Raw genomic sequence first — 26,162 nt, 5'->3', positions numbered from 1 at the left:
CGACGGGTCTGACCCCAGCCTTCACGCTTTTACAGCTTCAGCCGCGCGCGCGCCGCAGCGTATTCGGCCTTCAGGCGCGCCACCATCTCTTCCACGCTTGGCACATCATCCATCAAGCCCACGCCCTGGCCCGCGCCCCAGATGTCGCGCCAGGCCTTGGCGCTGCCGGAGCCAAAATTCATCGAGCTCTTGTCCGCTTCGGGCAAGGCTTCCGGATCGAGTCCGGCCGCAACGATCGATTTTTTCAGATAATTGCCGTGCACGCCCGTAAACAGGTTCGTGTAGACGATGTCCGCCGCGCTGGAATCGACGATGGCGTCGCGGTAGCCGTCGCTGACGTTCGATTCCTTGGTCGCCAGCCAGCGCGAGCCGATGTAGGCAAAGTCGGCGCCCATGGCCTGCGCGGCCAGCACGGCGTCGCCCGTGGCGATGGAGCCCGACAGCGCCAGCGGACCGTCAAAGAATTTGCGCACTTCGCCCACCAGCGCGAATGGCGACAGGGTGCCCGCATGGCCGCCTGCGCCGCTGGCCACCAGGATCAGGCCATCGACACCCGCCTCCAGCGCCTTTTTCGCGTGGCGGATCGAGATCACATCGTGCAGCACGATGCCGCCATAGCTGTGGATGGCGTCGAGCATTTCCTTGGGCGGCGCGCGCAGCGAGGAAATGATGATGGGAATCCGGTGTTTCACGCACACTTCCACATCATGCGCCAGGCGGTCGTTCGACTGGTGCACGATCTGGTTGACGGCGATCGGTCCCACTTTTTTATCGGGATTGGCGGCCTGGAAGGCGGCCAGTTCGGCCTGCAAATCCGTGAGCCAGGTGTCGAGCAATTCGGCGGGACGCGCGTTCAGCGCCGGAAAGGAACCGACGATGCCGGCCTTGCACTGCGCCGCAACGAGGGCCGGGCCGCTGGCGATGAACATCGGCGAGGCGATAACGGGTAAGGAGAGGTTTTGCAACGCAACAGGCAATGCCATGGCGGACTCGCTGGAAAGTTGATCGGGATGAAAGACACACTGAGCGTTGATTATAGTGCAGAAAAAGTACGATCGTGCTGAATTTGTTGCGCGCGTGCTTCAGCCTTCGTTAAGCAAGTACTCACCCTCGACCCGTGCCGCTGTGGCTCTGACCAGCTGCGACACGGCCCACTCGGCCAGCGCGGCCGCCTCCTGGCGCAGGAAGCGCCGGTTGGCCTCTTCGAAGATGGGCATGCCGCGCAGCAGGGCCGGGATTGCGGCGAGGGCGATGCGCTGGCGTTCCAGCAGCAAAAATTTCAGCAGCACTTTCACCGCATTCTGCGCATTGCGCACGGGGTCCGACGACAGGTAATCGAGGCGCGAATACGCGCGCTGCAGGGCACCGGCAGCGTCCTGGAACGGCCGCCCGTGGCCGGGAATGACGACGCGCACGTCCAGGCTGGCGATCAGGTCCAGGGTGGCGCGCGCTTCCAGAAAGCCGGAGCCGCCGTCGAGTTCGGGGAAGATCACGCCAAAGCCGTTTCCCCACAGGGCGTCGGCGGAAATCAGGATGCCCTCGTCGGCGCAGTAAAAAATCAGGGAGTGCGGGTCGTGGCCCGGTGCGCCCAGCGCCTGCCAGCGCATGTCGGCCAAGGTCAACGTGTCGCCGGGCGAGACGGTGGCGTCAAAGCCGAAGCGCGGGCATTGCTGGCCCGTGGCCTGGAAACTCAGGGCATCGACATCCCACGCACGCACCTTGTCCGCTTCCGACACGGGAATGGCCGTCTGGCAGCCGTATTCGGCTTGCAGCAGCGCGTTGCCGCCACAATGGTCGGAGTGCAGATGGGTGTTGAACAAGCGGTCCAGCGGGCGCCCTTGCAAGCTATGGTGCAGCAAGGCCAGGGTTTGCGGCGCATGCGTGACATAGCCGCTGTCGATCAGGGCCGTGTCGTCCCGGCCCTGGAACAGGATGTTATTCGACGACAGCCAGCCGCGTTCGAACACCTGCATGGCATCGGGGAACAGCGCTGGCGATCGCGGCATGGATTTCCTCAGTAGTCGGATTCGAAATCGAGCAAAGATTCGCGTCCTGGCAATTCGGCCCACACGGCGCGCTTGAAATCGTCGTCGGCACGGCTCCAGGCGATGATCTCGTCGAGCGTGCGCAAGCAGCCTTCGCACAAGCCGCTGTTGCGGTTCATCTTGCACAGGCTGACGCAGGGCGATGGCACCGGCGACGGCAACGGAAGTGGAACGGCTGGCGGAGGTGGGGTAGCGACCATCATGGAGCGGCATCGGTAAACGTGGAGGCTTGCATTATGCCGCGAAACCGTGTCGGCGAGGCGATGGCCTCGCCATGCAATGTTTCTGTGAATATATTTTTAAGCAAAAGCATGAGCAAAAATGCATCTTCTGGCAATTTTATTTTGCAGCCATTCTCACTCTGTGGGTGCCCGTCCTACAACATTATCAGAGTAAATCCTGCTTGACTTGAGATATTTCATAACTATACTACCATCCATACAGATGGCAATTGGATGCCACGTGGAGTTTTTGGAGAGATATGGCCAAGCAAGACAGCAAGCCCAAAATTGGGGAATCCGAGAAAATCACGATCAACCTCGGTTTGATCGACCTGGGGCAGATCGATTTGCTGGTTCAGGAGGGATTTTATTCCAACCGCACGGATCTGATCCGTACGGCCATCCGCAACCAGCTGGGTATCCACGCCGACGTGGTGAAACAAACCGTCGCCCGTAAAAGCCTGGTATTGGGCATGCAGCATTATTCGCGCGCCGACCTGGAAGCGATCCAGGCAGCTGGCCAGCGCCTGCAGATCCAGGTGCTGGGACTGGCCAGCATCGCCAGCGACGTCTCCGTGGAACTGGCACTGGCCACCATCGAGTCGATTTTCGTATTAGGTGCCCTGCACGCCAGCACCGTCGTCAAGACCGCGCTCGCAGGGCGAATTCACTAGCGTATTGGTTTGCGGCGATGACCCGGCCGATACGCGGCACCGTTAAGGATGGTCATGAAACTACCTCTCAACATGTTGGCGCAGATGCGCGCAGCGACCCGTAATCTGATGGGCAGCGGTCCCGCCGCCGCCACCGAAGCGATCCAGCAGGCGCTGTCTGCCGCCGGCCTGGCGCCGCAGGCAGCAACCACGCAAGCGCCGCCACCGCAGCCGATGCGTGACATCAATCCACCACCAGCGCCACCACCGGCGCAGGCCCGGGCCGAGGCGCCGCAAGCTGATGCCGCGCCGGAAGCGGCATCGGTGCCGCCCACGCCCGCGCAGGCGGCGCAGGAATTCGCGCAGGATTTCATGGCGCGCCTGGGCGTGCCCGCCGGCCTGGGCCAGCACAGCTTCGACATGCCCAGCTTCGAGCTGCCGAATTTTCATCCGCCAGGTTTCAACGCGCCGGCCGCCACGCCGGCGCAGATCCCCGCTGGGGCACAGTTCATCGACGGCGTATACCGCAACCATGCGGGCACGCGCTCCTATAAGCTGTATATCCCCAGCAGCTACCACGGCCAGGCCATGCCGCTGATCGTGATGCTGCACGGCTGCACGCAAAATCCCGACGATTTCGCGGCCGGCACGCAGATGAATGCGCTGGCCGAAGAAAAGGAATGTTTTGTCGTCTATCCGGCGCAGACGCAGGGTGCCAACAGTTCGCGCTGCTGGAACTGGTTCAATGCCATCGACCAGCAGCGCGACCAGGGCGAACCGTCGCTGATCGCCGGCATCGCGCGGCAAGTCATCGACGACTACCCGGTGAATGAACGCGAAGTGTTCGTCGCCGGCCTGTCGGCGGGCGGCGCCATGGCCGTCATTGTCGGCACCTTGTACCCCGACCTGTTTGCCGCCGTCGGCGTGCATTCGGGCCTACCCTTCGCCTCGGCGCAGGACTTGCCGTCGGCGCTGGCCGCCATGAAGGGCGGCGCCATGCCCAATGCCCAGCGCAAGGCGCCGGCGGGTGGCGTGCCCATCATCGTTTTCCATGGCGACCGCGACACCACCGTCAACCCGCGCAATGGCGATGAACTGATCGCCCAGGGCGTGCGCAGCCAGGCGGGCGGCAAGGCGGCCAAGGCCGACTCCATCGATGGCAGCGTGCCGAATGGCCACCGCTACACGCGCACCACGCACAGCCAGGCCGATGGCTCGCCGCTGGGCGAACACTGGGTCATCCACGGCGCAGGCCACGCCTGGTCCGGCGGCAGCAATCATGGCAGTTACACGGACGGAAAAGGACCGGACGCCAGCCGCGAGATGCTGCGCTTCTTCAAGACCGTCAGCTGATATTTTCGGTGTATGGCGCGATCTGCCGCTGCTTGTCGGCGATCTCGCACACGCCATCGGCATAGCGGTTGGAAATGGCGATGAACTGATCCTGGATCTGCAGGAAGGCGTCGACGATCTCGGCGTCAAAGTGCGAACCGCGCCCTTCGACGATGATCTGCACGGCCTGCGCGTGGTCCATGCCCTGCTTGTAGATGCGCCGGCTGATCAGGGCGTCATACACGTCGGCCAGCGCCATCAGGCGCGCCGAAATCGGGATGTCTTCGCCTGCCAGCCCTAGCGGGTAACCGCTGCCATCCCATTTTTCATGGTGGCTGTAGGCGATCTCTTTCGCGTACTTGAGGAAATCGACTTCGATGCCCAGTTCGTGTTCGGCCGCCAGGATGGCGTCGCGCCCCAGGGTGGTGTGCGTCTTCATGATGGCCATTTCGTGCGGCTCGAAACGCCCCGGCTTGAGCAAAATATGGTCGGGGATACCCACCTTGCCGATATCGTGCAGCGGTGCCGTTTTGAACAGCAGTTCGATATTCTTGTCCGTCAAAAAATCGCGGAAACGCGGCAGTCCGCGCACTTTCTCGGCCAATGCCTTCAGGTAGTGCGAGGTGCGGCGGATATGGTTGCCCGTCTCGCTGTCGCGCGTCTCGGCCAGCGACGCCATGGCGTGTATTGTGACGTCCTGCAGCGCCGCCACTTCCTGCACCCGGCGCTCCACTTCCGTTTCCAGGTAATGATTCTGGTCGCGCAAGAAATCCTGCATCTGCTTCATCGCCAGCTGCGTCTTGATACGGGCCAGCACGATGGGCGCCGAAATCGGCTTGGTGATGTAGTCGACGGCGCCCAGGGCCAGGCCCAGCTGCTCGTCGGCCACTTCGCTCATGGCGGTCACAAAAATCACGGGTATGCCGGCCGTGGCGGGATCGGCCTTTAGCGCGCGGCACACGTCGTAGCCACTCATGCCCGGCATCATGATGTCGAGCAGGATCAGATCGGGCTGGTCGCCGCCGGCGGCGATTTTCAGGGCGCGCTCGCCATTGACGGCGATCTTGGTCCGGTAATCGTCTTCCAGCACTGCGCGCAACAGGTCGATATTGTCTGGCGTGTCGTCGACGACCAGGATGGTTGGCTTGCTTGCTGACGCTCTCATGCCCGTCCTTCGCTCTGCATAGTTATCCTTGTCACAGTGTCAGCTCCAGCGCATCGGCCACCTCGCCCAGCTGCGCCAGCGCACCTTCGAAATCGTATTGTCCCAGCATGCGCTTCAGCTGGCGCGCATGTTCCCCCTGTCCGGCCGCGACCAGCACGGGACCGATGCAATCGAGATGCTTGACGGCCTGCGCATCGTCCTGCTGCAGCAGTTGCGACAGTTCGCGCAAGCCCGCCTCCAGGTGTGCCCGGTCCACCGGCGCCACTACGACGTTGCCCGGCTCGGGCACATTGCTGCGCGACTGCATGGCCAGCACGATCTTCGGCACCAGTTCGTCGAGCGCCAAGGTGCAGGCCGCCAGCGCCTGCGGCAAGCCGTCATGCGATCCCAGGCTGAGCAAATGCTCGACCCGCGCCGCACTGTCGGCCAGGCCACCGGCGCCGATATTGCCGGCCAGGCCCTTCAGGGTATGCGCTTCCCGGATTGCCGTCTCGAGCTGATTGTTCTCGATGGCGGCGACGACGCGCTGCATGGCATCGAACTGGGTTTCCACAAAACGATCCAGCAATTTTCGCATCAAAGTGGCATTGCCGCCCACGCGCCGCATGGCCTCCGCCATTTTCAGGCCGGCGATCACGGGCAGCTCCGCTTCCGGCTGCGCCACCACCACCGTCATTTCCTGCGGCGCAGCCGGCGCGATCCAGCGCGCCAGGGTACCGAACAGCTGCGCCACGTCGATCGGCTTGGCGATGAAATCGTTCATGCCGGCGTCCAGGCATTTTTCCTTGTCGCCAACCATGGCATTGGCCGTCATGGCGATCACGGGCAAATCCGAATAACGGGGATCCTGGCGCAGCTTGCGGGTGGCCTGGTAGCCATCCATCACCGGCATCTGGCAATCCATCAGCACGCCGTCATAGGCGTTTTCCTCGATCTTCGCCAGCGCGATGGCGCCATTGCTCGCGATGTCGACACGAATGCCGGCGTCGTTGAGAATATGCTGCGCCACTTCCTGGTTCACCTCATTATCCTCCACCAGCAGCAGCCAGGCGCCGCGCAGGGCGCGTTCGTCGTCGCGGTAGCTGCTCTGGCGCTGCGTCTTGCGACTCTGCCCTGTCACGCCGCCAAACACGAACGATATCTGGTCGAGCAGGGTCGAGGCGCTGACCGGCTTGTTCAATACGCCATCGAGCGGCAATTCCCGCTGGCGCGCCGCCTCCAGCAGCGCTTCGCGATGGAAGGCCGTGACCATGATACAGGCCGGTGCCGCATCGATGCCGGCGGCATCGGCACGGATGCCGGCCAGCGTATCGAGGCCGTTCATGCCCGGCATTTTCCAGTCCATCAGCACCAGCCCGTACGGGCGCCCCTCGGTGCGCGCCTGCGCCACGGCGCCGATGGCCAGCACGCCGCCAAACACGGCACGCGCATCGAAACCGAGCGCCGTCAGCATGCTGACGAATATTTCACGCGCGCTGGGGTTATCATCGACCACCAGCACGCGCAGGCCCTGGAACTGCGGCGGCACTGGCAGGCTGTCGCGCGGCACGGCGGCCAGGCCGAAGCGGGCCGTGAAGAAAAAGGTGCTGCCCACACCCGCTTCGCTGACCAGGTCAATCTCGCCTTCCATCATTTCCACCAGGCGCTTGCTGATGGTCAGCCCCAGGCCGGTGCCGCCATGGTGGCGCGTGGTGGACGTGTCGGCCTGGGTAAATGCCTGAAACAATTTGCTGCGCTGGGGCGGCGTCAGGCCGATGCCCGTGTCGCGCACATCGACACGCAGCACCGCCGCGTGCTCTTCCAGCTGCTGCAGGCGGATGCTGACGACGATCTCGCCCTTGTCCGTGAATTTGATGGCATTGTTGGTCAGGTTGATCAGCACCTGGCCCAGGCGCAGCGGATCGCCCTGCAATGCGTTCGGCACGTCGGGGGCGATGTCGAACAGCAGTTCGAGCCCCTTGTCCTGGGCCCGCATCACGGACAGGTCGGCGATCTGCGCCAGCACGTCCTCGAGGAAAAAATCGACTTTTTCAAAGGCCATCTTGCCCGCCTCGATCTTCGAGAAATCGAGGATGTCGTCAATAATGGCCAGCAGGTTCTTCGAAGCCGATTCCACCTTTTCCAGGTAGTTGCGCTGGGTCGACGTGAGTTCCGTCTGCAGCGCCAGGTGGGTCATGCCGATAATGCCGTTCATCGGCGTGCGAATTTCATGGGACATATTGGCCAGGAAGTCCGACTTCATCTTGGTCGCATCCTCGGCCACTTCGACGGCATGCCGCAAATCCTGCTCGACGGCCAGGTTGGTACTCATGTTTTTCAGCGCCTGCAGCAATTCGCCCGTCTCATCGCGCGACGTCACTTCGATGACGGAACTGAAGTCGCCTTTGGCCACGCGCGTAGCGATCGCCACAGCCTCGCCCAGCGGACGCGTGATCGAACGCGCCGACCAGGCAAAGGCCAGGCCGATCAACAGCGCTGCCAGCCCGATACCGCCCATCAGGATCAGCGACGTATCGATATCGTTGCGTATCCTGGCCGCGCTGTCGCGTATCAGTTGCTGTTGCAAGTCATCGAGCTGGCCCACGTACAACAGCACTTTTTCCAGCACCGGCAAGGTCTGCGTTTGCATGGCCAGCTCTGCGGCAGCATCCTCGCCGCGCTCGACCAGTTCGAACATCGTCTTGAGCGAAACATAGTAGTCGGCGCGTGCCAGGTGCATCTGTTCCAGCAGGCGCCGTTCTTCCGGCCGCGCATCGAGACCATCGAGGATGCGCACCTGTTCATCGATGCCTTGCTTGATCGCTTCCAGGTGCGCCTGATTCGCCTGGCGCCGTGCCAATTCGTGCTGGTTCGGCAGGCTGGGAATGCGCGTAGCCGCCTCGCGCGCCAGCCCATGGATCTTGCTGGTGGCCTTGGCAGCGACCCAGTCGCGCTGCAGGATATCGTCGGTCTCGGCGCGGATGGCATAGATGCGGCTACCCGCCAGGACGATGACGACCAGCATCAGCACGATCAAAATGGCATAACCGGCATTAATGCGCACGCCGATGCGGATATCCCTGAAGCGCATAACTTTCCTATAAGAAATTCTTAAAAATTGAAGTCTGAACGTATTCCCCTACGGAATGCAAGGTTTATTGCAAAGGAAAAAGTGCGCCGAGGCGTTTATTTGGCCGGCGTAGCTGCCGGAGGCGTCACGGCGGCGATGCGCTCTTGCAGGCAGGCGGGGCACCAGCAGCCCACGGCGGCGCTGCCGGGCACGGGAACGGCCGGCGGCAGGGCCATACACCAGCATGGTCCGCTGGCCTGCGGGTCAGTCTGGCCGCACTGGAAGGTGGCGCCGCAGCGGGTGCATACGCTCATGGCTGTGTCTGAATTGGCAAGTGTGTGTCGTGCTGCACCGGGGTGCGACGCAGATGTAACTGGCAGTAAAAAGGCTGGCTGGGGGACATATCGGACCAGACTATAGGATCATCAGGGAAAATACAACAAGATCGCCCTATAATGCCGCCAAGATTTTCTTCTTCCCTGTAAAATCTCTCCAATCTATTTTCCGGACTCGCCATGAATCAACTAGCTAACTTGAACCTGGACATGAATGACGACTTGACGGCGGTGTCGCCACAAATCAAGGCGCAGATTCTGGCCGAGGCCCTTCCCTACATTCGCAATTTCCATGGCAAAACCATCGTCATCAAGTACGGTGGCAATGCCATGACGGATGAACGCCTGAAGCACGGCTTCGCGCGCGACGTCATCCTGCTCAAGCTGGTCGGCATGAACCCGGTCGTAGTGCACGGCGGCGGACCGCAGATCGACAACGCGCTGAAAAAAATCGGCAAGCAAGGCACCTTCGTGCAAGGCATGCGTATCACCGATGAAGAAACCATGGAAGTGGTGGAGTGGGTGCTGGGCGGCGAAGTGCAGCAGGATATCGTCATGCTGATCAACCATTACGGCGGTCAGGCTGTCGGCCTGACGGGCAAAGATGGCGGCTTGATCCGCGCGCGCAAGATGCAGATGCCGGACCGCGAACATCCGGGCGAATTCCTCGACATCGGCTTTGTCGGCGAGATCGATGCGATCAACCCGGCCGTCGTCAAGGCGCTGCAGGACGATGCCTTCATTCCCATCATTTCGCCGATCGGTTTCGGCCAGGATGGCCAGGCTTACAACATCAACGCCGACGTGGTAGCCGGCAAGATCGCGGAAATCCTGAAAGCAGAAAAGCTGATCATGATGACCAACATCGCTGGCGTCCAGGACAAGCAGGGCAACCTGGTGACCGACCTGTCCGCGCGCGAAATCGACGAGATGTTCGCCGATGGCACCATCTCGGGCGGCATGCTGCCGAAGATCTCGTCCGCGCTCGACGCCGCCAAGTCCGGCGTGAACACGGTGCACATCATCGATGGCCGCATCGAACACTCATTATTGCTGGAAGTGTTGACCGAGCAAGCTTTTGGTACTATGATCCGTTCGCACTAAAAAATAATTCGGCGCAATTCACCCAGCGCCGATTTTTTATGCCCTTGTAGCTCAGTGGTAGAGCACTCCCTTGGTAAGGGAGAGGCCACGTGTTCGATCCACGTCAAGGGCACCAGTATCCTTTCCCCGCAGCTGAAAAACTGTCCATGGCGGCGTTGTCCTTCCTCGCCGTACATTCGTACTGTCTTCGTCAGGACGCCTTGCCCTGAACATTTTTCCATCTGCTCTGCTGTCTTCTAGCCCGCATCTACTCCGCGTTTCAATATACCCGCTCGACCTTTAAACCCTTCTGACGCAACAAATCCGGCACGCTTTTCGTTCCGACCAGATGCAGCACGCCGATGGCGGCCAGGCTGTGCTTTTCGCGCGCCAGCAGTTGCGCGATGCCATCGGCCAGGGCCGGGTTGCGGCCATCTAACAACACCTTTTGCACGAACTGCGCGGAAAACGACGGGTCTGTTGCGGCTTTGGCGGCCAGCTTGTCGAAGGCGGCGGCGTCGGCCGTGCGCCAGGCGTTGGCGATCTCGCGCGCTTCCTGGCTTTGTTCCTGGTCCTCGATCGAGGCCACGCCGTCTTCCAGGAAGCGGCACTGGTCGACCGGCGACATGGCGCCAAACAGCGCCAGCTGGCCCTCCATCGATTCGAGTTCCAGCACGGGGATCTTGCGCGCCTTGGCCTGCTGCGACAGATAATTGTCGACCGCCAGGTCGGAGCGGTAGCCGAGTGTGGAAAACTCGCCGATGGCCAGCATGCTGGCCAGCATCCACGGTTTCATCGGCGCCACCGCTTCGGGCGCTATACCGTATTTTTGCAACAACGGCGCCAGACGCGGCGCCAGGGTCTGGCGGCAGTCGGCCGGTACTTGGCTGCCCGGTGCCTCCATGCCGTATTTCAGCACGGCGCCCAGGGCGGCGCGCGGATCGGCGCCCGGATCGATCTCCAGCGCCAGCGCCCCTGCGCCTTCCAATGCCTGCGTCACCGTCGGCTCGAGCGGATAAAAATCAGGGGCGCCGACGTGAATGGTGCCGAACAAATACAGGGTGTGGCCGGCGTCCTGCACCCTGAACAGGGCGCCCCGGTTTTGCGCCACGGGCGGCACTTCGGCGAAGGCCGCCGGCAACGGCAGCAAGAATAATCCGCAAAACATCACTATAATCTGGCGTCGCATGGTTTTCCTGATTGTTGAATTTTTCATCTTCTCTCGCTAGCAAAGACTCCTGTGCCTGTGTCCCATCTTATCCGCTCGTCGCCGGTTTGGCTGTTTGACCTCGACAACACGCTGCACAATGCCTCGCACGCCATCTTCCCCACCATCACGGCCAATATGAACACGTATATTGCCCGCGTGCTGGGCGATGGTGTCACGCCGGCCGACGACGCCATCGTCAATGCGGCGCGCGCGGCCTACTGGCGCCGCTATGGCGCCACCTTGCTGGGCATGGTCAAGCACCATCAGGTGCAGGCAGCGCACTTCCTCCACGAGACGCACGCGTTCGACGATTTGCGCGCCATGATACGCGCTGAGCGGGGGCTGGGGGCTTTACTCAAACGCCTGCCTGGCCGTAAAATTTTACTCACCAACGCGCCGCTGCGCTACTCAAGCGACGTGATGCGCCATCTGGGCCTGCAGCGGCACTTTACGCAGCATATCGCCATCGAGGCGATGCACGTGCACCGCCAGCTGCGGCCCAAGCCATCGACCCTGATGCTGCGCAAACTGATGCGCAAGCACCAGATCCGCCCTGGCCGCTGCATCCTGGTGGAAGACACCCTGGCCAACCTGAAGGGCGCAAAAAGACTGGGCTTGCGCACGGCCTGGGTCACGCAATACCTGAAAATGGCCGATCCGATCGGCGTGGCAAAGCTGCCCAGAGCGTTAAATCGCCCCGCTTACGTCGATGTCAAAGTAAAATCTGTCCGGCATTTGGCACGCCGCCTTCACCGTCTGCGCTGAAGGGGACTCCTGGGCTTCCGGTTGACGCCGGAAGCCGCACCGCTAGCGGCGGTGACGGAACGCCCCATCAAGGCAGCATTTTTTTTAACGACAAGAGAAAATATGGCAAGCACACCGCCGGGCCAACGCAGGCTACAAATTCTTCAGGCCCTCGCCGCAATGCTGGAGCAGCCGAAAGGCGAAAAGATCACCACTGCCGCACTGGCGGCCAGACTGGCCGTGTCGGAAGCGGCCCTGTACCGCCATTTCGCCAGCAAGGCGCAAATGTTCGAAGGACTGATCGAATTCATCGAGTCGAGCGTTTTCGGCCTGATCAACCAGATCGCGGAAAAGCACAGCGACGGCATGACGCAGACGCGCGACATCGTCGGCATGCTGCTCAATTTCGCCATCAGCAATCCGGGCATGACGCGCGTGCTGATCGGCGATGCGCTGGTAAATGAGGACGAGCGCCTGCAAGTGCGCATGAACCAGTTCTACGACCGCGTGGAACTGGCGCTCAAGCAGGCCTTGCGCGTGGCCGCCGCCGAAGGCCATGGCAAGGAAAGCGAAGTGGCGGCGCGCGCCACCCTGCTCGTCAGCTTCGTCATCGGACGCTGGCACCGCTACGCCAAGAGCGGCTTCAAGATCAATCCTTCCCAGGAAGCGGCGCTGCAAATCGCCATGCTGCTGGGGTAAGTCATCGCCGCAGCTGTCCCCATGCACACCGACTGTTTCGCCCTGCTCGACGACGCCAGCACACCCGGCGCCGGTTCACGCCTGTACACGGGCCTGGCGGCGGTCTTGCAGTGCACCGAGGGTGACGGCTGGCCAGCCCTGCTCGAAGGGCTGCAAGCGGCCTTAAAACGCGGCCAGTACGCCGTCAGCGTATGCAGCTACGAGCTGGGCGCGCACTTGCTGGCCATGCCGCCGCACCCGGCAGGCATCGATGCGCCGCCGCTGGCGCAAGTGCTCGTCTTTGAGCATTGCACGCAGCTGTCGCAGGAAGAGGTGCAGCAGTGGCTGGCCGAGCGCGTCCCCGCAAACGATGCGCCGGCCGGCGTGGCCGCTATCCACGCGAATGTCGACCAGGCGCAATTTACGCAAGCGCTGCAGCGCATCCACGACTACATCGTGGCCGGCGACACCTACCAGGTCAACTACACGTATCGTTTGCGCTTCGACGCCTTCGGTTCGCCCCTGGCCCTGTATGCGCGGCTGCGCGCGCGCCAGCCCGTGCCGTATGGCGCGCTGGTGATGCTGCCCGATGGCCGCGCCCTGCTGTCGCTGTCACCGGAACTATTCGTGCGCCATGCGCAAGGCGAATTGATGGCGCGTCCCATGAAAGGCACGGCGCCGGCTGCCCCACCTGAGCAAATGGAAGAAAACGTGCGCCGCGCCGCCGCCCTGGCCCATGATCCGAAAAACCGCGCGGAAAACCTGATGATCGTCGACCTGCTGCGCAACGACATCGGCCGCATCGCCGTCACGGGCTCGGTCAAGGTACCGGCCCTGTTCCAGGTGACGCGCTACAGCAGCGTGCTGCAAATGACCTCCACCGTGCAGGCGCGCTTGCGCGAAGATGCCAGCCTGTTTGATATCTTCCAGGCCTTGTATCCGTGCGGCTCGATCACGGGCGCGCCGAAACGGCGCACCATGGAAATCATCGCCGAACTGGAACCCGCACCACGCGGCATCTATACGGGCGCCATCGGCTGGTTCGATCCACCAAACGCTGGCGCCGCTCACGCCGTGGGCGACTTCTGCATGTCCGTACCGATCCGCACCTTGGCCCTGCAAGCGGCTGGCCCTGGCGGCCTGCGGCGCGGCGAAATGGGCGTGGGCGCCGGCATCGTGCTCGACAGCGACCCGCACGAGGAATTTGCGGAATGCCAGCTCAAGGCCCGCTTCCTCACGGGCCTCACGAACGACTTCGAACTGTTCGAAACCCTGCACGCCAGCCGCGCCGACGGCTGCCGCCAGCAGGAGCGCCACCTGGCGCGCCTGGCCGCCTCCTGCACCTATTTTAATTTTGCCTGGGATGCGGACGCTGCCCGCGCCGCACTGCTAGCGGCCTGCGCGGCGCGCGCCGACGATATCCCCTTCCGCCTGCGCCTGGCGCTGCGCCAGGATGGCCAGTTCACAGTGCAAAGCGGTGCCCTCAGCGCCTTGCCGGAGACAGTCAACATCCTGCTCGCGCCCGACGCCACGACTGCCGACGACCTGTTCCTGCGCCACAAGAGCAGCGTGCGTGCGCGCTACGACGCGGCCTGGCGCGCGGCCGAGGCGCAAGGCGGCTTCGACATGCTGTTCTTTAACGAGCGGGGTGAGCTGACAGAGGGTGGACGCAGCAACGTCTTCGTCCGGCTCGATGGCCGCTGGCACACGCCACCGCTGTCCTGCGGCTTGCTGCCCGGCGTGCAGCGCGCCGCCATGCTGGCCGACCCCGTCTGGGATGCGCGGGAAACCGTCATCACGCGTCCCATGCTGGCGCAAGCGGAAGCCATCGTCGTGTGCAATGCGCTGCGCGGGGCGTTGGCAGCCAAGCTTATCCTTTAAGCATCTATCCGCATTTCATAGCCGCCGTATATCATCCGCTTGCCATCGAACGGCAGCTTGGCCGGATCCATCATCTCGGCCAGGCGCGGGTCTTTCATGACCTTGTCGTTGATTTCATCGCGCTTGGCGCGCGACTCATACACAATCCAGGAAAACACCACCACTTCGCCATCCTGCAAGTCCACCGCCTGCGGGAACGAGGTCAGCTTGCCCGGCTTGACATCGTCGCCCACGCATTCGCGAAATTCCAGCGCGCCATATTCGCGCCAGACGGCGCCGCAACTACGCGACATGGCCAGGTAAGCATCGAGCTTGGCTTTCGGTACGGGCACCACAAATCCATCGACATACGCCATGATGTTCTCCTCTGTTGTGACAAACGCGAACAACCAGCTTAGGACAACGATGGCAATACGACAAGCGCGGCATTAAAAAAAGCAGGCGATCAAGCCTGCTTGTGTGTCGGCAACTTACAGCGCCAGCGCTTTTTCCACCGCGCCAACGAGTTTCTTGTCGTCCGGCGTCACCTTGCTGGGGAAGCTTTCCACCACTTTACCGTGGCGGTCGATCAGGTATTTATGGAAATTCCAGGCCGGCGTCTTGCCCGTCTGCTTGATCAGGTCCACGTACAGCGGGTTGGGCGCGGGGCCGGAGACGACGGACTTCGAAAACATGGGGAACTTCACGCCATAGGTGTTGTAGCAGAAATCGGCGATTTCCTTGCTGTTGCCCGGCTCCTGCTTGCCGAAATCGTTCGACGGGAAACCCAGCACCACCAGGCCCTTGCTGCCGTACTTGGCGTACAGCGCTTCGAGCCCTTCATACTGGTTGGTAAAACCACAATAACTGGCCGTATTGACCACCAGCACGACCTTGCCCGCGTACTGGCACAGGTTTTGCGGTGCCTCATCCTGCAAACGGTTGAAGGTCTGCTTGAGGATGGCGGGACAGGCCGCTGGCGCGGCGGCAGCTGGCGCGGTGTCGGCGGCATGGGCCGGCATGGCCAGGCTGGCGCCGGCGGCAAGGGTGGTCAGCGCAAACAGCTGGGCAAGGGTCTTGGACATGAAGGGCACCATGGTTGAACGGAAAAAAACCATTCTATGCCAAACGCCGCCCACGCGCATGAGGGCCACAACAACAGCGATAGCTTGAGCGACATCAACGACCGTGCAGTACTTGCCCAACGCACAGTTTTTTTACCTATGCTCGGCCTTCCTGCCCTTGCCTTGTGGAGCCACCATGCCCTTCCCGCACCTGACCGCGCACCTGACCACACTAACCACCACCCTGCTGGCCGCCAGCCTGCTCGTCCTGGCGCCAGCAAGCGCGCACGCCGCCACGGCGGCCAAAGCCGTCAAGCCCGCCGCGAGCAAGGATGCCGCCGCCCTGCCCGCCTACCAGGCCGACCTGAGCCAGACCACCGTATCGGGTCTGTCCTCGGGCGGCTTCATGGCGGCGCAATTTGCCGTCGCCTACTCGGCCACGGTGGCCGGCGCCGGCATCATCGCCGGCGGTCCATATTTCTGTTCGGGCCAGCCGGGCCGCTTTCCCTACATTCCCTACCTGACGAATGCCCTGACCACATGCATGAATCCGGGCAGCGCACAGGTGGCGCCGCCCGTGGCGAGCGAATTGCTGCGCGCAGCGAACGATTTTGCACGCGCCCGTCTCATCGACGACACGGCCAACCTGAAACGCCAGCGCGTGTATCTGTTCAGCGGAACGAAAGACCAGACCGTGACGCGGCCGGTGGTGGAACAGGTGGGAAAATTCTATCAACTGGCAGGCACGCCGGCGGCGCAGATCCGCTTCGTCGATACGGTCGGTGCGGGCCATGCCATCATCACAGACAACAATCAGGACAAGCCGTGCGCCGTGACGGACTCGCCCTTCATCAATGACTGCGACTTCGTGCAGGCGCGCGACATCCTGCAGCACCTGTACCCGGACCTGCAACCGTCGTCGACCACCCTGACGGGCAAGCTGATCGCCTTCAACCAGCGCAGCTTCATCCAGAACGCGTACTCCAGCATGAACAATACGGGCTACGCCTACATCCCGAAAGCCTGCGACAGCGAGAGCTGCCGCGTGCACGTGGTGTTCCACGGCTGCCTGCAAACGACGCAGGCGATCGGCGACCGCTTCTATACCAGCACCGGCTACAACCAGGTGGCGGACGCCAACAAGATCATTGTGCTGTATCCGCAGGCCGAACCGAGCCCCGTCTACCCGTACAACCCGAAAGGCTGCTGGGATTTCTGGGGCTACACCAGCATCAACCCGATCGACCCGGATTTTTACCGCAAGAGCGGCACGCAGATGCAAGCGGTCAAGGGCATGCTGGACAGGTTAGGATCGGCTCGCAACAGCCGTCGATAACAGACGTCACGGATGCTTGAGAAAATCGTAGCGAGCGGCAACGATTTCTGGCTAAGAAGCGCAGCTGTACTTTAGTACAGCGAGCATCGCAGGCCGGAAAGCGCGCCGCGCAGTAGATTTAATCAAGCATCCTAGATCGCGCCGCGGCTCACGTTAAGCGGCCTTAGATACCGCCCATGCAGATGTATTTGATGACAAGGTAGTCCTCGATACCGTAGGTCGACCCTTCACGGCCCAGGCCCGATTGCTTGACGCCGCCGAAGGGCGCGATCTCGTTCGAGATCAGGCCCGTGTTGACGCCAACCATGCCCGTTTCCAGGCCTTCTGCCACGCGCCAGATGCGGCCGATGTCGCGCGAATAGAAGTAGGCGGCCAGGCCGAATTCCGTGTTGTTGGCCAGGGCGATGACTTCATCGTCGGTCTTGAAGCGGAACAGCGGCGCCAGCGGGCCGAAGGTTTCTTCGGTGGCCACGCGCATGTCGTTCGTCACGTCGGCGATGATGGTCGGCTCGAAGAAGCCATTGCCCAGCGCATGGCGCTTGCCGCCGGCCAGCAGGCGGCCGCCCTTGGCCAATGCATCGGCCACGTGCTCTTCCACCTTGGCCACAGCCTTGGCGTCGATCAGCGGGCCTTGCGTCACGCCCGCCTCGATGCCATTGCCCACCTTCAGCTTGGCCACGGCGGCCACCAGTTTTTCGGCAAACGCGTCATACACGCTGTCCTGCACGTACAGGCGGTTGGCGCAGACGCAGGTCTGGCCCGCGTTGCGGTATTTCGAGGCGATGGCGCCTTCCACGGCCGCATCCAAGTCGGCGTCGTCGAAGACGATGAAGGGCGCATTGCCGCCCAGTTCCAGCGAGAGTTTCTTGATCGTTGGCGCGCATTGCTCGGCCAGCAAGCGGCCCACCTGGGTCGAGCCCGTAAACGTCAGCTTGCGCACGATGGGGTTCGAGGTCATTTCGCCGCCGATGTCTTTCGGCGCACCCGTAACGATGCTGAACACGCCCGCAGGCACGCCCGCGCGCTCGGCCAGCACGGCCAGCGCCAGCGCGGAAAACGGGGTGGCTTCGGCAGGCTTCAGGACCATCGGGCAGCCGGCGGCCAGGGCCGGGCCGACTTTGCGCGTGATCATGGCGGCGGGGAAGTTCCACGGCGTGATGGCGGCGCACACGCCGATCGGTTCCTTGGTGATGACCAGGCGGCGGTCCGGCCACGGCGATTGCAGGGTGTCGCCAGCGACGCGCTTGCCTTCTTCGGCAAACCACTCGATGAACGAGGCACCGAACTGCACTTCGCCCTTCGCTTCCGGCAGGGGCTTGCCCTGCTCGGTGGTCATGATCAGCGCCAGGTCGTCGGCGTTTTCCAGGATCAGGTCATGCCAGCGGCGCAGCACGGCCGCGCGTTCCTTGGCCGTCTTCTTGCGCCAGGCAGGCCAGGCGGCATTGGCCGCCTCGATGGCGCGGCGCGTCTCGGCTGCGCCCATCAGGGGCACCGTGCCGATATGCTCGCCGGTGGCGGGATTGCTCACATTAATCGTCTGGCCACCATCGGCATCCACCCAGGCTCCATTCACGTAAGCCTGGTGACGCAACAAGGTAGGATCTTTCAACTGCAGCATATGGATCTCCGGTCTGGTTTGAATTATCGACGAGGGATACTATGCCACAGCGCGGCCGATTCCGCAGGCGCAGCGCTGAACTGCCCTCGCCTCTACTCGACCTTGAAAGACGACAGTTTCGGGTCCGGCGCCGGGTATTCCAGCTTCATGCCCTGCAGCGTTTCCAGCAGCAGCGAGGCGACCACCAGGTTGCGCTGCGTCTTGGAGTTCGATGGCACCACGTACCACGGCGCGTGATCGGCATCGGTCTCGCGGATCGCCGTTTCATAGGCGCGCTGATAGCCACCCCACTTCTTGCGCTGGGCGATATCGTTGGGGTCGAACTTCCACTGGCGGTCGGGATCGTCAAGCCGCTCCTGCAGCCGTCCCCGTTGCTCATCCTTCGAAATATGCAGGAAGACTTTCAGGATGACGGTGCCCGTTTCGCTCAGCATGCGCTCGAAATCGCGGATCTGCGCGTAGCGGCGCTGACACTCGGCCTTGTCGATCATGTCCTGCACCCGCGTGATCAGCACATCTTCGTAATGGCTGCGGTTGAAGATGGCGATCTCGCCCTTGACGGGCACGTGCTGGTGCACGCGCCACAGGTAATCGTGCGCCAGTTCGATATCGGTGGGGCCCTTGAACGCCACGGCGCGGATGCCCATCGGATTGATGTTGCTGAAGATGGCCTTGACCGTGCCGTCCTTGCCCGAGGTATCCATGCCCTGCAGCACCAGCAGCACTTTTTTCTTGTGCTGCGCATACAGCATGCTCTGGCACTCGGCGATCTGCGCCGTCAGCGCCACGGTTTCCTCGCGGTCCAGGGCCTTGCACTGGGCTGGCGTCAGCTTCTTGTTGGCCGCCTTGGTGGCGGCGCCCAGCAAGCGCTTGCCGGCGAATTCCTCGTTCAGCTCGAAGCCCTGGCCGGCGCGAAATTGCGTGCGCGCCTTCATGCCGCCACCGCCAGCTTGCGGTGCTCAATTTTTGTGCAGTGGTCCATCACCACGTCCAGGCCAGCCGCCCGTGCCAGTTGCGCCGCCTGCTCGTTGATGATATCGAGCTGCAGCCACAAACAGCCTGCCTTGACGGCGATGGCTTCTTCGGCGATGGGCAGGATATCCTCGGACTTGCGGAAGCAATCGACGATGTCGATGCGCGCCGGCGCCACAGCCGCCGCAGCCTCCATCAGGTTGGCATAGGCGCGCTGGCCCAGCACTTCCTTACCGGCGAGGGCCGGATTGACGGGCAACACGCGGTAGCCATGCTGCAGCAGGTAATCGGCCACTTCGTGGCTGGCGCGTTCGGGCTTGTCGGACATGCCGACGATGGCGATGATGCGGCTGTCTTGCAGGATGCGGGCGATGTTGGACATGGTTTCTGTAGTTGGGCGTGCGACATTGCCCGCCTAGCGTAGCAGATTCCCATCCCGCCGGGAGCTAGCCAGAAGACTTAGCCGTGCGTATGAGCGCCATCTGCGCCACGAAAGCTTGCGCACGCGCCGTCACGGCAGCGTAATCTCCCGTGGCGCCCGGGCCACTCAGGCTGCCGCCGATACCCACGGCCACGGCGCCGCTGGCAAACCATGCATGCAGGTTTTCCACCGTCACGCCGCCCGTCGGCATCAACGGCGCTTGCGGCAACGGTGCACGCAGGGCCTTGATGTAGGCGGGGCCGAACATTTCGGCGGGGAAGACCTTGACGATGTCGGCGCCCGCCTGCAGGGCCGTGACGATTTCCGTCGGCGTCATCGCACCCGGCATGGCCAGCACCTGGTAGCGCTGGCACAGCGTGATGGTTTCCACGTTCACGCCGGGCGAGATGATGAACTGCGCGCCGGCCAGGATGGCGGCGCGCGCCGTCTCCGTATCGAGCACCGTGCCCGCGCCCAGCAGCACCTCATGACCATGGCGTTCGCGCAGGGTACGCAGCACGCCCAGGGTATCGGGCGTGGTGAACGCCACTTCCAGCGCCGTGATGCCGCCGGCGATGCATGCCTCGGCAATCTGCACGGCCGCATCGGGCGAGCCGGCGCGCACGATGCCGACCATGCCCCGTTCCAGGATACCTTCGAAAATCGTATGTTTTTGCATATGCCTTCTCCTGTCAGGCCGGCAGGGCGCCAAAGCGCACTTCCGGCAAACCGCGCACGTCCACTTGGCGCGCATGAAACAATCCCCCGGCCAGCGGTTCGCCCGCCAGCTGGGCCGGCGTCAAACTCTCCTGAGCGGTGGTGACGAACAATTCGTCGTAGTGCGGGCCGCCCAGGCTCACGCAGCTGGGTTGCGAGACGGGCAAGGTGATCGCGCGCTCGACGCTGCCGTCCGGCGCGAAGCGCAATACGCGTCCCGCGCCCCATTGCGCGCTCCACAAGTGGTCGTGCGCATCGATGGTCGCGCCGTCGGCCGCGCCGGGGCCGGGATCGAGCACGGCAAACACGCGCACCCGGCTGGCGTCGCCCCCCAGGTAATCGTCCCAGCGGTAGATCGCCTTCTTCATCGAATCGCAAAAATACATGGCCGTGCCATCGACGCTGAAGCAGATGCTGTTCGAGATGGCGATGGGCGGCAGCGGCAAGCGCTCCAGGCTCAAGTCCAGGTTGAGGCGGTAAAAGCTGGCGATCGCATCACGGCAGGGGCGTTCATCGAGCGTGCCGAAGACAAAGCGTCCCTGGCGGTCGCAGCGGCCATCGTTCAGGCGCGTCATGGGCAAGTCCCCCTCCACCGTGTGCAAGGGCGTGACGGCCCCGCTGCGCGCGTCAAACCACGCCAGGCGCGAGGCCAGTCCCAGCAGCAGCACCTCGTCGCTGTGCGTCAGCGCGAAACACGCCAGGCGCTCGGGCATGGCCCAGCTCTGGCGTTCGCCCGTGGCCAGCACCAGCGCATGCAGCTGGCAGCCTTCGATATTCGTCCAGAAAACGCGGCCGCTGCGTTCGCACCAGCGCACGCCTTCGCCCAGGAAATTCTGCGCATCGACCAGTAATTGGGCCCGTGTCCCCATGTCTGTTCCTTCTTTCAGTGAGATTCGCGTGGTACGGCCGAGCCACGGCAACCGACGAGGAAGTCCAGGTCCGCGCCTTCATCGGCCTGCGTCACGTGCTTGATGTACATGGACTGGTAGCCGCCCTTCATGGCCGGCTCGGGAGCGCGCCACTCTGCGCGCCGGCGCGCCAGTTCGGCCTCGTCGACATCCAGGTGCAAACGGCGTCCCGCCACGTCGAGTTCAATCATGTCACCATCGCGCACCAGCGCCAGCGGCCCGCCCACGGCCGCTTCCGGCGCCACGTGCAGCACCACCGTGCCGTAGGCCGTGCCGCTCATGCGCGCGTCCGAGATGCGCACCATGTCGCGCACGCCCTGCTCCAGCAGTTTTTTTGGCAGCCCCATATTGCCCACTTCCGCCATGCCCGGATAGCCCTGCGGGCCGCAATTTTGCAGCACCATCACGCAGCTGGCATCGATATCGAGCGCGGGATCGTCGACGCGCTTTTTATAGTGCTCGATGCTGTTGAAGACGACGGCGCGGCCACGGTGCTGCATCAGCTCCGGCGAAGCGGCCGAAGGCTTGATGACGGCGCCGCGCGGGGCCAGGTTGCCGTGCAGGACAGCGATGCCGCCCTCGTCCTTGAATGGCTGCGCCAGCGGCGTGATCACCTCGGGATTGAAATTTTCCGCCTCGGCCACGTTGACGGCCATGCTGGCGCCCGTGACGGTGAGCGCCTCGCCATGCAATGTGCCCAGCAAGTCGCGAATGATCACGGGCAGGCCGCCCGCATAGTAAAAATCCTCCATCAGGTACTGGCCCGACGGCATCAGGTTGAGCAGGCAGGGAATGTCGCGGCCCAGGCGGTCCCAGTCGGCCAGGCGCATGTCCACGCCGATGCGCCCGGCAATGGCCAGCAGATGGATCACGGCATTCGTCGAGCCGCCGATGGCGCCGTTGACCATGATGGCGTTTTCAAACGCGTCGCGCGTGAGGATCTGCGACAGTTTCAGGTCTTCATGCACCATGTCGACGATGCGCCGGCCAGTCAGCTGCGCCTGCAGCTTGCGGCGCGCATCGACGGCGGGAATGGCCGCGTTGCCGGGCAGGGTCACGCCCAGCGCCTCGACCATGCTGGCCATGGTGGATGCCGTGCCCATGGTCATGCAGTGGCCGGCGGAGCGCGACATGCACGCTTCGGCCTGCTTGAATTCGTTTGAGGTCATGCGTCCGGCGCGCACGTCTTCGGAAAACTTCCACACGTCCGTGCCCGAGCCGATCGGTTTGCCTCGATAGTTGCCGTTCAACATGGGGCCGCCCGACAGCACGATGGTGGGCAAGTCCACGCTGGCCGCGCCCATCAGCAGGGCCGGGGTGGTCTTGTCGCAGCCCGTCAGCAGCACCACGCCGTCGATCGGGTTGGCGCGGATCGATTCTTCCACATCCATGCTGGCCAGGTTACGAAACAGCATGGCTGTCGGGCGCAGATTCGTCTCGCCCAGCGACATCACGGGAAATTCGACGGGAAAACCGCCCGCTTCGAGCACGCCGCGCTTGACCATCTCGGCCAGGTCGCGGAAATGGCCATTGCAGGGCGTCAGTTCGGACCAGGTATTGCAGATGCCGATGACGGGACGGCCATCGAAAGCGTCGCCGGGATAACCTTGGTTCTTCATCCAGCTGCGGTGAATAAAACTGTCCTTGTCGTCGCCGCCAAACCACGACTGCGAACGCAAGGGACGCTTGTTCTTGTTGTCACTCATACCGTCTCCTGCGGGGAAATCAAGCCGCGCGCGGCGGCGATCAGCAGCGCACCGTGACCGGCCAGATTTGCCTGCTGCTGGTCGTCGACGATGATGCGCTTGCCATAAAAAAATCCGTGTTCTTCGATCAGCAAGCCGAGCGCCTGGCGCAGCATGGGTTTGCCGGTAATGACGAGCGGCGTATCGGGCCGCATCTGGATGGCGGTGCTGTTGCGCAGCGCCAGCAGGTCGCCGCTGAGGACAGCCCCCATCAGGAAATTGGCCCGTTCATTGCATTCGACGGCGCTGAACTGGCCCAGCGTGCGCACGCTGAAGCAGGCGCGCGCCAGCCCCGTTTTTTGCGCCGCGGCCGCGCCGGCCAGCAGCATTTTCGGCACCAGGGTCTGGGCAAAACCGCCATCGACCGATTGCTTGATCAGGGTGTGCTGCGTGATCGCCTGCAGCAACTCGCCCGCGATGGTGGTGCTGCAGCCGAGGATGCGGCGCTGCTCGTCCACGCTGATCAATTTGGTATGCGAACCGGGCATGATCAGGGTCGCCGCGCCGCGCAACTGCAAGCGCTCGAGCAGCGCGACGACTTCCGTCTCTTCGCCGCGCATCATGTCCATCGCCTCGACGTTATGCAGGCCGACGGCGCCATGCTGGTTGCGCACGCCCGGGATCAGCCACAGGGGCTGCGCCAGCACGTCGGGCAAGTCCACCGTCTGCATGCCTTGCGCCAGCTGGGCCAGGCCGGCGGGCGCCGGCAAATGTGGCACTTCCTGCACGCCCATGGGCGAGCTGATCATGCCCGAGGCCAGCGCCAGGTCCACCTCGCACGGCGCGATGCCGGCGCTGGCCAGCACGCTGGCGATGGTGTCGCGCAGCGCCTGTTTCAGCGCGCCGTTATGGCCATCGATGGCGGTATTGCGCACGCCCGTTTCCAGCTGCGCCTGGGCGACGACAGCGCCTGCGCGCCACAGCAAGGTACGCGTATTGGTGGTGCCGGCATCGATGGTGAGTATGTTCATGGGCAGGTTCGCAGCGTCGGTCAGGACAAAAATAGATGAGGGAAAAACTACCCCATGGTAGAACTGCCCCGCATATCTGACCAATCACTTATTTGACATCATTGATACCGGTTCGGATATGTCAAACGCGTCGAGATCCTGCACGCCCAAACGGTAGGCGAGCGTGAAGCGCATCACCTGTCCCGGCTGCAATTGCACGCCCCGCGCCAGCAGGGAAAAACAGCGTCCATCGGAAGACAGATGGCAGCTGTCCTGGCTACTGGAAAAACGCAAGACCCGACCCGACGCGGGGTCGGCAACCCGTGCTGCTTCGCGCAGCTGGCCGCAGCCCGTCCAGTAAAAGTCATGCCGGAACCCAGTTAGATGCGCCAGCGCCGGCCAGGCCAGGCGCGATGCGAGCGGCGCCGGCTGGCGAAAGTCCAAGGCGCTGCCCGCCACATCGAGCGGAGAGCCGTCCGCGCAGCCGCCAAGCGAGTAGTGATCGGCGGCCAGGCGCAGCACATGGTCGCCCACGGCGGCATGATGACCCTGCAGATTGAAGCGCGGCGCGGCAAGCGCAAAACGGGAAACCGCATCGGCCGTGGCGGCGCAGTCGAGGTGCAGGCTGCCATCGTCGTCGAGCCGGTAGGCCAGGCGCACCGTCAGGCCGTCTTGTGTCAGGTGCAGCAGCAGGTGGCCGTCGTCCGGCGGCGCGCACTGCCAGCCCGTGGGCGCACGCGCCGCAGGGGGCGCCGCGCCCAGCACATCGGCCAGGCGGCCATAGCGGTCGGGTGCCCACCAGGCCCGCACGCTGGCATCGTGCGCGTCGATGGCCACGCGCATGCCGCGCGCATTGTGCAAGGTAAAAATCGTCATGGCGGGGGCTGGCTGCGCTGCTGGAATTCGCGCGGCGTGCAACCGAGTTCGCGCTTGAAGACGGCGTGCATGTACTGCACCGTGGTAAAGCCGCAACGCACGGCCACCTCGGCCACCTGCCCCGGCCCGCGCGCCAGCAGGGTCTTGGCCGCATCGAGCTTGAAATGCAGGATTTCATCGTGCACGCTGCGCCCCAGTTCCTGGCGAAAGTGCGCTTCGAGCGAGGAGCGCGACACGCCCACGTAATCGGCCACCTGCTCCGTCTTGATGCCCTGGCACGCGTACTGGCGAATGAAGTGGCGCGCCTGCATCACCTGCGGATGCTGGAAGGGCTGGTGGCGCGTGGACGCGAGCACATTCAGGCCGGCCGGCGGCACCAGGATGCGCGTGCCGGACAGGCGCGCACCATTCAACATCTGGTGCAGCAAATGCGCCGCCGTGCGGCCCATTTCCTCCGTGCCCTGGATCACGGAACTCAATGGAATGCGCGTGAGCATGCGCGCCAGCGGGTCGTTGTCGATGCCGATCAGCGCGACTTGCTCCGGCACGGCGATGCCCGCATGCATGCAGGCTTGCAGCAGCTGGCGCGCGCGCGCGTCGCTCACGGCGATGATGCCGACGGGTTTTTCCAGGCTGTTGAGCCAGGCGATCTGCTGCTCCACCGCTTCGTCCCACGCGGGCGCGCTGGTGGCGACGCCCCGGTACACGTCGGCGCGCATATGGTCGCGCTGCATCAAGGCGCAAAACGCCGTTTCGCGCTCCTGCGCCCAGCGGTTGACATCGGCCTCGGGCAGGCTGAAACAGGCAAAGCGCGTCAAGCCCGCTTCCACCAGGTGCTCATAGGCCAGCTTGACGATCTTGAAATTATCGGTCGCCACGTACGGGATGCCGGCCGGGTAATCCTCGGCGCGCGCATACGATCCGCCCACGGCCACCACGGGCAGGCGGCTGTGCGCCAGCGCCGCGCAGACGGCGGGATCGTCGAAATCGGCGATGATGCCGTCGCCCTGCCAGCGCTCGATGCCGGGCAGGCGGCAGCGAAAATCCTCTTCCAGGAACAGGTCCCACGACACGCGCGTGGTGTTCAGATAGGCTGCGATGCCCGCGATGATGTCGCGGTCGTAGATTTTATTGCCGTTAAACAGCAGCGCGATCCGGTGCGCGGTCGGCATCTTCATGG

The 26,162-nt window shown here is 63.4% G+C and carries 25 protein-coding genes and 1 tRNA gene; 8 read left to right on the top strand and 18 right to left on the bottom strand.

What is annotated here, in order from left to right:
• Nucleotides 1-29 precede the first annotated feature (29 nt).
• The 3 genes from CNX70_RS01915 to CNX70_RS01905 all read right to left on the bottom strand — a co-directional run bounded on the left by CNX70_RS01915 (nt 30) and on the right by CNX70_RS01905 (nt 2,248).
• Entirely contained in the window at nt 30-983 is a 954-nt protein-coding gene (locus CNX70_RS01915; protein ID WP_071079968.1) for an NAD(P)H-dependent flavin oxidoreductase, read from the bottom strand.
• Nucleotides 984-1,082: 99 nt separating this feature from the next.
• Nucleotides 1,083-2,006 (bottom strand): MBL fold metallo-hydrolase, encoded by a 924-nt coding sequence (locus CNX70_RS01910; RefSeq protein ID WP_096233026.1) that lies wholly within the window; start codon nt 2,004-2,006, stop codon nt 1,083-1,085.
• A gap of 8 nt (nt 2,007-2,014) precedes the next feature.
• Nucleotides 2,015-2,248 carry a DUF1289 domain-containing protein gene (locus tag CNX70_RS01905; protein ID WP_244199003.1) on the bottom strand — a complete coding sequence of 78 codons (234 nt, stop codon included), beginning with the start codon at nt 2,246-2,248 and terminating at the stop codon, nt 2,015-2,017.
• Nucleotides 2,249-2,526: 278 nt separating this feature from the next.
• Here CNX70_RS01905 and CNX70_RS01900 point away from each other — a divergent pair, with 278 nt between their 5' ends.
• Nucleotides 2,527-2,940 carry a ribbon-helix-helix domain-containing protein gene (locus tag CNX70_RS01900; protein WP_034783786.1) on the top strand — a complete coding sequence of 138 codons (414 nt, stop codon included), beginning with the start codon at nt 2,527-2,529 and terminating at the stop codon, nt 2,938-2,940.
• 54 nt (nt 2,941-2,994) lie between these two features.
• Nucleotides 2,995-4,272 (top strand): extracellular catalytic domain type 1 short-chain-length polyhydroxyalkanoate depolymerase, encoded by a 1,278-nt coding sequence (locus CNX70_RS01895; protein WP_244199002.1) that lies wholly within the window; start codon nt 2,995-2,997, stop codon nt 4,270-4,272.
• On the opposite strand, the gene CNX70_RS01890 is transcribed toward CNX70_RS01895, so the two are convergent.
• The 3 genes from CNX70_RS01890 to CNX70_RS01880 form a co-directional block, all read right to left on the bottom strand.
• Entirely contained in the window at nt 4,265-5,416 is a 1,152-nt protein-coding gene (locus CNX70_RS01890; protein ID WP_096233022.1) for a response regulator, read from the bottom strand. The genes CNX70_RS01895 and CNX70_RS01890 overlap by 8 nt on opposite strands.
• A 31-nt stretch (nt 5,417-5,447) precedes the next feature.
• Complete coding sequence (locus CNX70_RS01885) at nt 5,448-8,486, bottom strand: response regulator (RefSeq protein WP_096233020.1); 3,039 nt, start codon at nt 8,484-8,486, stop codon at nt 5,448-5,450.
• A gap of 95 nt (nt 8,487-8,581) precedes the next feature.
• Nucleotides 8,582-8,779, bottom strand: coding sequence for a cysteine-rich CWC family protein (locus CNX70_RS01880; RefSeq protein WP_071079972.1), 198 nt, complete (start codon nt 8,777-8,779; stop codon nt 8,582-8,584).
• Between the two features lie 231 nt (nt 8,780-9,010).
• On the opposite strand from CNX70_RS01880, the gene argB reads away from it, so the two are divergent.
• Nucleotides 9,011-9,904 carry an acetylglutamate kinase gene (argB, locus tag CNX70_RS01875; protein WP_010393729.1) on the top strand — a complete coding sequence of 298 codons (894 nt, stop codon included), beginning with the start codon at nt 9,011-9,013 and terminating at the stop codon, nt 9,902-9,904.
• Nucleotides 9,905-9,944: 40 nt separating this feature from the next.
• Nucleotides 9,945-10,019, top strand: a tRNA-Thr gene (locus CNX70_RS01870).
• A gap of 144 nt (nt 10,020-10,163) precedes the next feature.
• Here the strand turns inward: CNX70_RS01870 and CNX70_RS01865 are convergent.
• A complete protein-coding gene (locus CNX70_RS01865; protein WP_244199001.1) occupies nt 10,164-11,033 on the bottom strand; it encodes a TraB/GumN family protein in 870 nt (289 codons plus the stop codon).
• 90 nt (nt 11,034-11,123) lie between these two features.
• On the opposite strand from CNX70_RS01865, the gene CNX70_RS01860 reads away from it, so the two are divergent.
• From CNX70_RS01860 to pabB, 3 genes are all read left to right on the top strand, one after another.
• Nucleotides 11,124-11,858, top strand: a complete 735-nt coding sequence (locus CNX70_RS01860) for a pyrimidine 5'-nucleotidase (RefSeq protein ID WP_096233016.1) — start codon at nt 11,124-11,126, stop codon at nt 11,856-11,858.
• A gap of 102 nt (nt 11,859-11,960) precedes the next feature.
• Nucleotides 11,961-12,536, top strand: a complete 576-nt coding sequence (gene slmA / locus CNX70_RS01855) for a nucleoid occlusion factor SlmA (RefSeq protein ID WP_096233014.1) — start codon at nt 11,961-11,963, stop codon at nt 12,534-12,536.
• A 21-nt stretch (nt 12,537-12,557) separates the two neighbouring features.
• On the top strand, nt 12,558-14,396 hold the full coding sequence (gene pabB, locus CNX70_RS01850) for an aminodeoxychorismate synthase component I (protein ID WP_096233012.1): 1,839 nt from the start codon (nt 12,558-12,560) through the stop codon (nt 14,394-14,396).
• Here pabB and CNX70_RS01845 read toward each other — a convergent pair.
• Nucleotides 14,393-14,752: a DUF1428 domain-containing protein gene (locus CNX70_RS01845; RefSeq protein WP_096233010.1), complete on the bottom strand. Its 360-nt coding sequence runs from the start codon at nt 14,750-14,752 to the stop codon at nt 14,393-14,395. The genes pabB and CNX70_RS01845 overlap by 4 nt on opposite strands.
• A gap of 114 nt (nt 14,753-14,866) precedes the next feature.
• On the bottom strand, nt 14,867-15,460 hold the full coding sequence (locus tag CNX70_RS01840; protein ID WP_035828486.1) for a glutathione peroxidase: 594 nt from the start codon (nt 15,458-15,460) through the stop codon (nt 14,867-14,869).
• Nucleotides 15,461-15,635: 175 nt separating this feature from the next.
• Between CNX70_RS01840 and CNX70_RS01835 the strand changes: the two genes are divergently transcribed.
• On the top strand, nt 15,636-16,775 hold the full coding sequence (locus CNX70_RS01835; RefSeq protein WP_096233008.1) for an extracellular catalytic domain type 2 short-chain-length polyhydroxyalkanoate depolymerase: 1,140 nt from the start codon (nt 15,636-15,638) through the stop codon (nt 16,773-16,775).
• A gap of 163 nt (nt 16,776-16,938) precedes the next feature.
• On the opposite strand, the gene gabD is transcribed toward CNX70_RS01835, so the two are convergent.
• From gabD to CNX70_RS01790, 9 genes are all read right to left on the bottom strand, one after another.
• Complete coding sequence (gabD, locus tag CNX70_RS01830) at nt 16,939-18,393, bottom strand: NADP-dependent succinate-semialdehyde dehydrogenase (RefSeq protein ID WP_096233006.1); 1,455 nt, start codon at nt 18,391-18,393, stop codon at nt 16,939-16,941.
• A 92-nt stretch (nt 18,394-18,485) separates the two neighbouring features.
• Nucleotides 18,486-19,328, bottom strand: coding sequence for a PPK2 family polyphosphate kinase (locus CNX70_RS01825; protein WP_096233004.1), 843 nt, complete (start codon nt 19,326-19,328; stop codon nt 18,486-18,488).
• Entirely contained in the window at nt 19,325-19,747 is a 423-nt protein-coding gene (locus CNX70_RS01820) for a CoA-binding protein (RefSeq protein ID WP_096233002.1), read from the bottom strand. The genes CNX70_RS01825 and CNX70_RS01820 overlap by 4 nt, the downstream gene beginning before the upstream one ends.
• Before the next feature lie 64 nt (nt 19,748-19,811).
• Nucleotides 19,812-20,465 (bottom strand): bifunctional 2-keto-4-hydroxyglutarate aldolase/2-keto-3-deoxy-6-phosphogluconate aldolase, encoded by a 654-nt coding sequence (locus tag CNX70_RS01815; RefSeq protein WP_096233000.1) that lies wholly within the window; start codon nt 20,463-20,465, stop codon nt 19,812-19,814.
• A 13-nt stretch (nt 20,466-20,478) separates the two neighbouring features.
• On the bottom strand, nt 20,479-21,372 hold the full coding sequence (locus tag CNX70_RS01810; protein WP_096232998.1) for an SMP-30/gluconolactonase/LRE family protein: 894 nt from the start codon (nt 21,370-21,372) through the stop codon (nt 20,479-20,481).
• Nucleotides 21,373-21,386: 14 nt separating this feature from the next.
• Nucleotides 21,387-23,117 carry an L-arabinonate dehydratase gene (gene araD, locus CNX70_RS01805; RefSeq protein WP_096232996.1) on the bottom strand — a complete coding sequence of 577 codons (1,731 nt, stop codon included), beginning with the start codon at nt 23,115-23,117 and terminating at the stop codon, nt 21,387-21,389.
• Nucleotides 23,114-24,127, bottom strand: coding sequence for a 2-dehydro-3-deoxygalactonokinase (locus tag CNX70_RS01800; protein WP_096232994.1), 1,014 nt, complete (start codon nt 24,125-24,127; stop codon nt 23,114-23,116). Before CNX70_RS01800 ends, araD begins: the two co-directional genes overlap by 4 nt.
• Nucleotides 24,128-24,211: 84 nt before the next feature.
• Entirely contained in the window at nt 24,212-24,982 is a 771-nt protein-coding gene (locus CNX70_RS01795; RefSeq protein WP_096232992.1) for an aldose epimerase family protein, read from the bottom strand.
• On the bottom strand, nt 24,979-26,160 hold the full coding sequence (locus CNX70_RS01790) for a XylR family transcriptional regulator (protein WP_096232990.1): 1,182 nt from the start codon (nt 26,158-26,160) through the stop codon (nt 24,979-24,981). The genes CNX70_RS01795 and CNX70_RS01790 overlap by 4 nt, the downstream gene beginning before the upstream one ends.
• Between the last annotated feature and the right edge of the window lie 2 nt (nt 26,161-26,162).

This window comes from Janthinobacterium svalbardense (assembly GCF_002327145.1).
GTDB lineage: Bacteria > Pseudomonadota > Gammaproteobacteria > Burkholderiales > Burkholderiaceae_D > Janthinobacterium > Janthinobacterium tructae.
Note: the sequence above shows the minus strand (reverse complement) of the source record. Positions and strands in the feature narration are given on the sequence as shown.

What these genes read in the sequence shown, in the direction of transcription:
- CNX70_RS01840 (WP_035828486.1), bottom strand. Translation starts at nt 15,460, where the DNA reads ATGTCCAAGACCCTTGCCCAGCTGTTTGCGCTGACCACCCTTGCCGCC.
- slmA (WP_096233014.1), top strand. Translation starts at nt 11,961, where the DNA reads ATGGCAAGCACACCGCCGGGCCAACGCAGGCTACAAATTCTTCAGGCC.
- pabB (WP_096233012.1), top strand. Translation starts at nt 12,558, where the DNA reads ATGCACACCGACTGTTTCGCCCTGCTCGACGACGCCAGCACACCCGGC.
- argB (WP_010393729.1), top strand. Translation starts at nt 9,011, where the DNA reads ATGAATGACGACTTGACGGCGGTGTCGCCACAAATCAAGGCGCAGATT.
- CNX70_RS01810 (WP_096232998.1), bottom strand. Translation starts at nt 21,372, where the DNA reads ATGGGGACACGGGCCCAATTACTGGTCGATGCGCAGAATTTCCTGGGC.
- gabD (WP_096233006.1), bottom strand. Translation starts at nt 18,393, where the DNA reads ATGCTGCAGTTGAAAGATCCTACCTTGTTGCGTCACCAGGCTTACGTG.
- CNX70_RS01915 (WP_071079968.1), bottom strand. Translation starts at nt 983, where the DNA reads ATGGCATTGCCTGTTGCGTTGCAAAACCTCTCCTTACCCGTTATCGCC.
- CNX70_RS01820 (WP_096233002.1), bottom strand. Translation starts at nt 19,747, where the DNA reads ATGTCCAACATCGCCCGCATCCTGCAAGACAGCCGCATCATCGCCATC.
- CNX70_RS01795 (WP_096232992.1), bottom strand. Translation starts at nt 24,982, where the DNA reads ATGACGATTTTTACCTTGCACAATGCGCGCGGCATGCGCGTGGCCATC.
- CNX70_RS01790 (WP_096232990.1), bottom strand. Translation starts at nt 26,160, where the DNA reads ATGAAGATGCCGACCGCGCACCGGATCGCGCTGCTGTTTAACGGCAAT.
- CNX70_RS01885 (WP_096233020.1), bottom strand. Translation starts at nt 8,486, where the DNA reads ATGCGCTTCAGGGATATCCGCATCGGCGTGCGCATTAATGCCGGTTAT.
- araD (WP_096232996.1), bottom strand. Translation starts at nt 23,117, where the DNA reads ATGAGTGACAACAAGAACAAGCGTCCCTTGCGTTCGCAGTCGTGGTTT.
- CNX70_RS01845 (WP_096233010.1), bottom strand. Translation starts at nt 14,752, where the DNA reads ATGGCGTATGTCGATGGATTTGTGGTGCCCGTACCGAAAGCCAAGCTC.
- CNX70_RS01890 (WP_096233022.1), bottom strand. Translation starts at nt 5,416, where the DNA reads ATGAGAGCGTCAGCAAGCAAGCCAACCATCCTGGTCGTCGACGACACG.
- CNX70_RS01895 (WP_244199002.1), top strand. Translation starts at nt 2,995, where the DNA reads ATGAAACTACCTCTCAACATGTTGGCGCAGATGCGCGCAGCGACCCGT.
- CNX70_RS01880 (WP_071079972.1), bottom strand. Translation starts at nt 8,779, where the DNA reads ATGAGCGTATGCACCCGCTGCGGCGCCACCTTCCAGTGCGGCCAGACT.
- CNX70_RS01835 (WP_096233008.1), top strand. Translation starts at nt 15,636, where the DNA reads ATGCCCTTCCCGCACCTGACCGCGCACCTGACCACACTAACCACCACC.
- CNX70_RS01900 (WP_034783786.1), top strand. Translation starts at nt 2,527, where the DNA reads ATGGCCAAGCAAGACAGCAAGCCCAAAATTGGGGAATCCGAGAAAATC.
- CNX70_RS01910 (WP_096233026.1), bottom strand. Translation starts at nt 2,006, where the DNA reads ATGCCGCGATCGCCAGCGCTGTTCCCCGATGCCATGCAGGTGTTCGAA.
- CNX70_RS01825 (WP_096233004.1), bottom strand. Translation starts at nt 19,328, where the DNA reads ATGAAGGCGCGCACGCAATTTCGCGCCGGCCAGGGCTTCGAGCTGAAC.
- CNX70_RS01815 (WP_096233000.1), bottom strand. Translation starts at nt 20,465, where the DNA reads ATGCAAAAACATACGATTTTCGAAGGTATCCTGGAACGGGGCATGGTC.
- CNX70_RS01800 (WP_096232994.1), bottom strand. Translation starts at nt 24,127, where the DNA reads ATGAACATACTCACCATCGATGCCGGCACCACCAATACGCGTACCTTG.
- CNX70_RS01905 (WP_244199003.1), bottom strand. Translation starts at nt 2,248, where the DNA reads ATGATGGTCGCTACCCCACCTCCGCCAGCCGTTCCACTTCCGTTGCCG.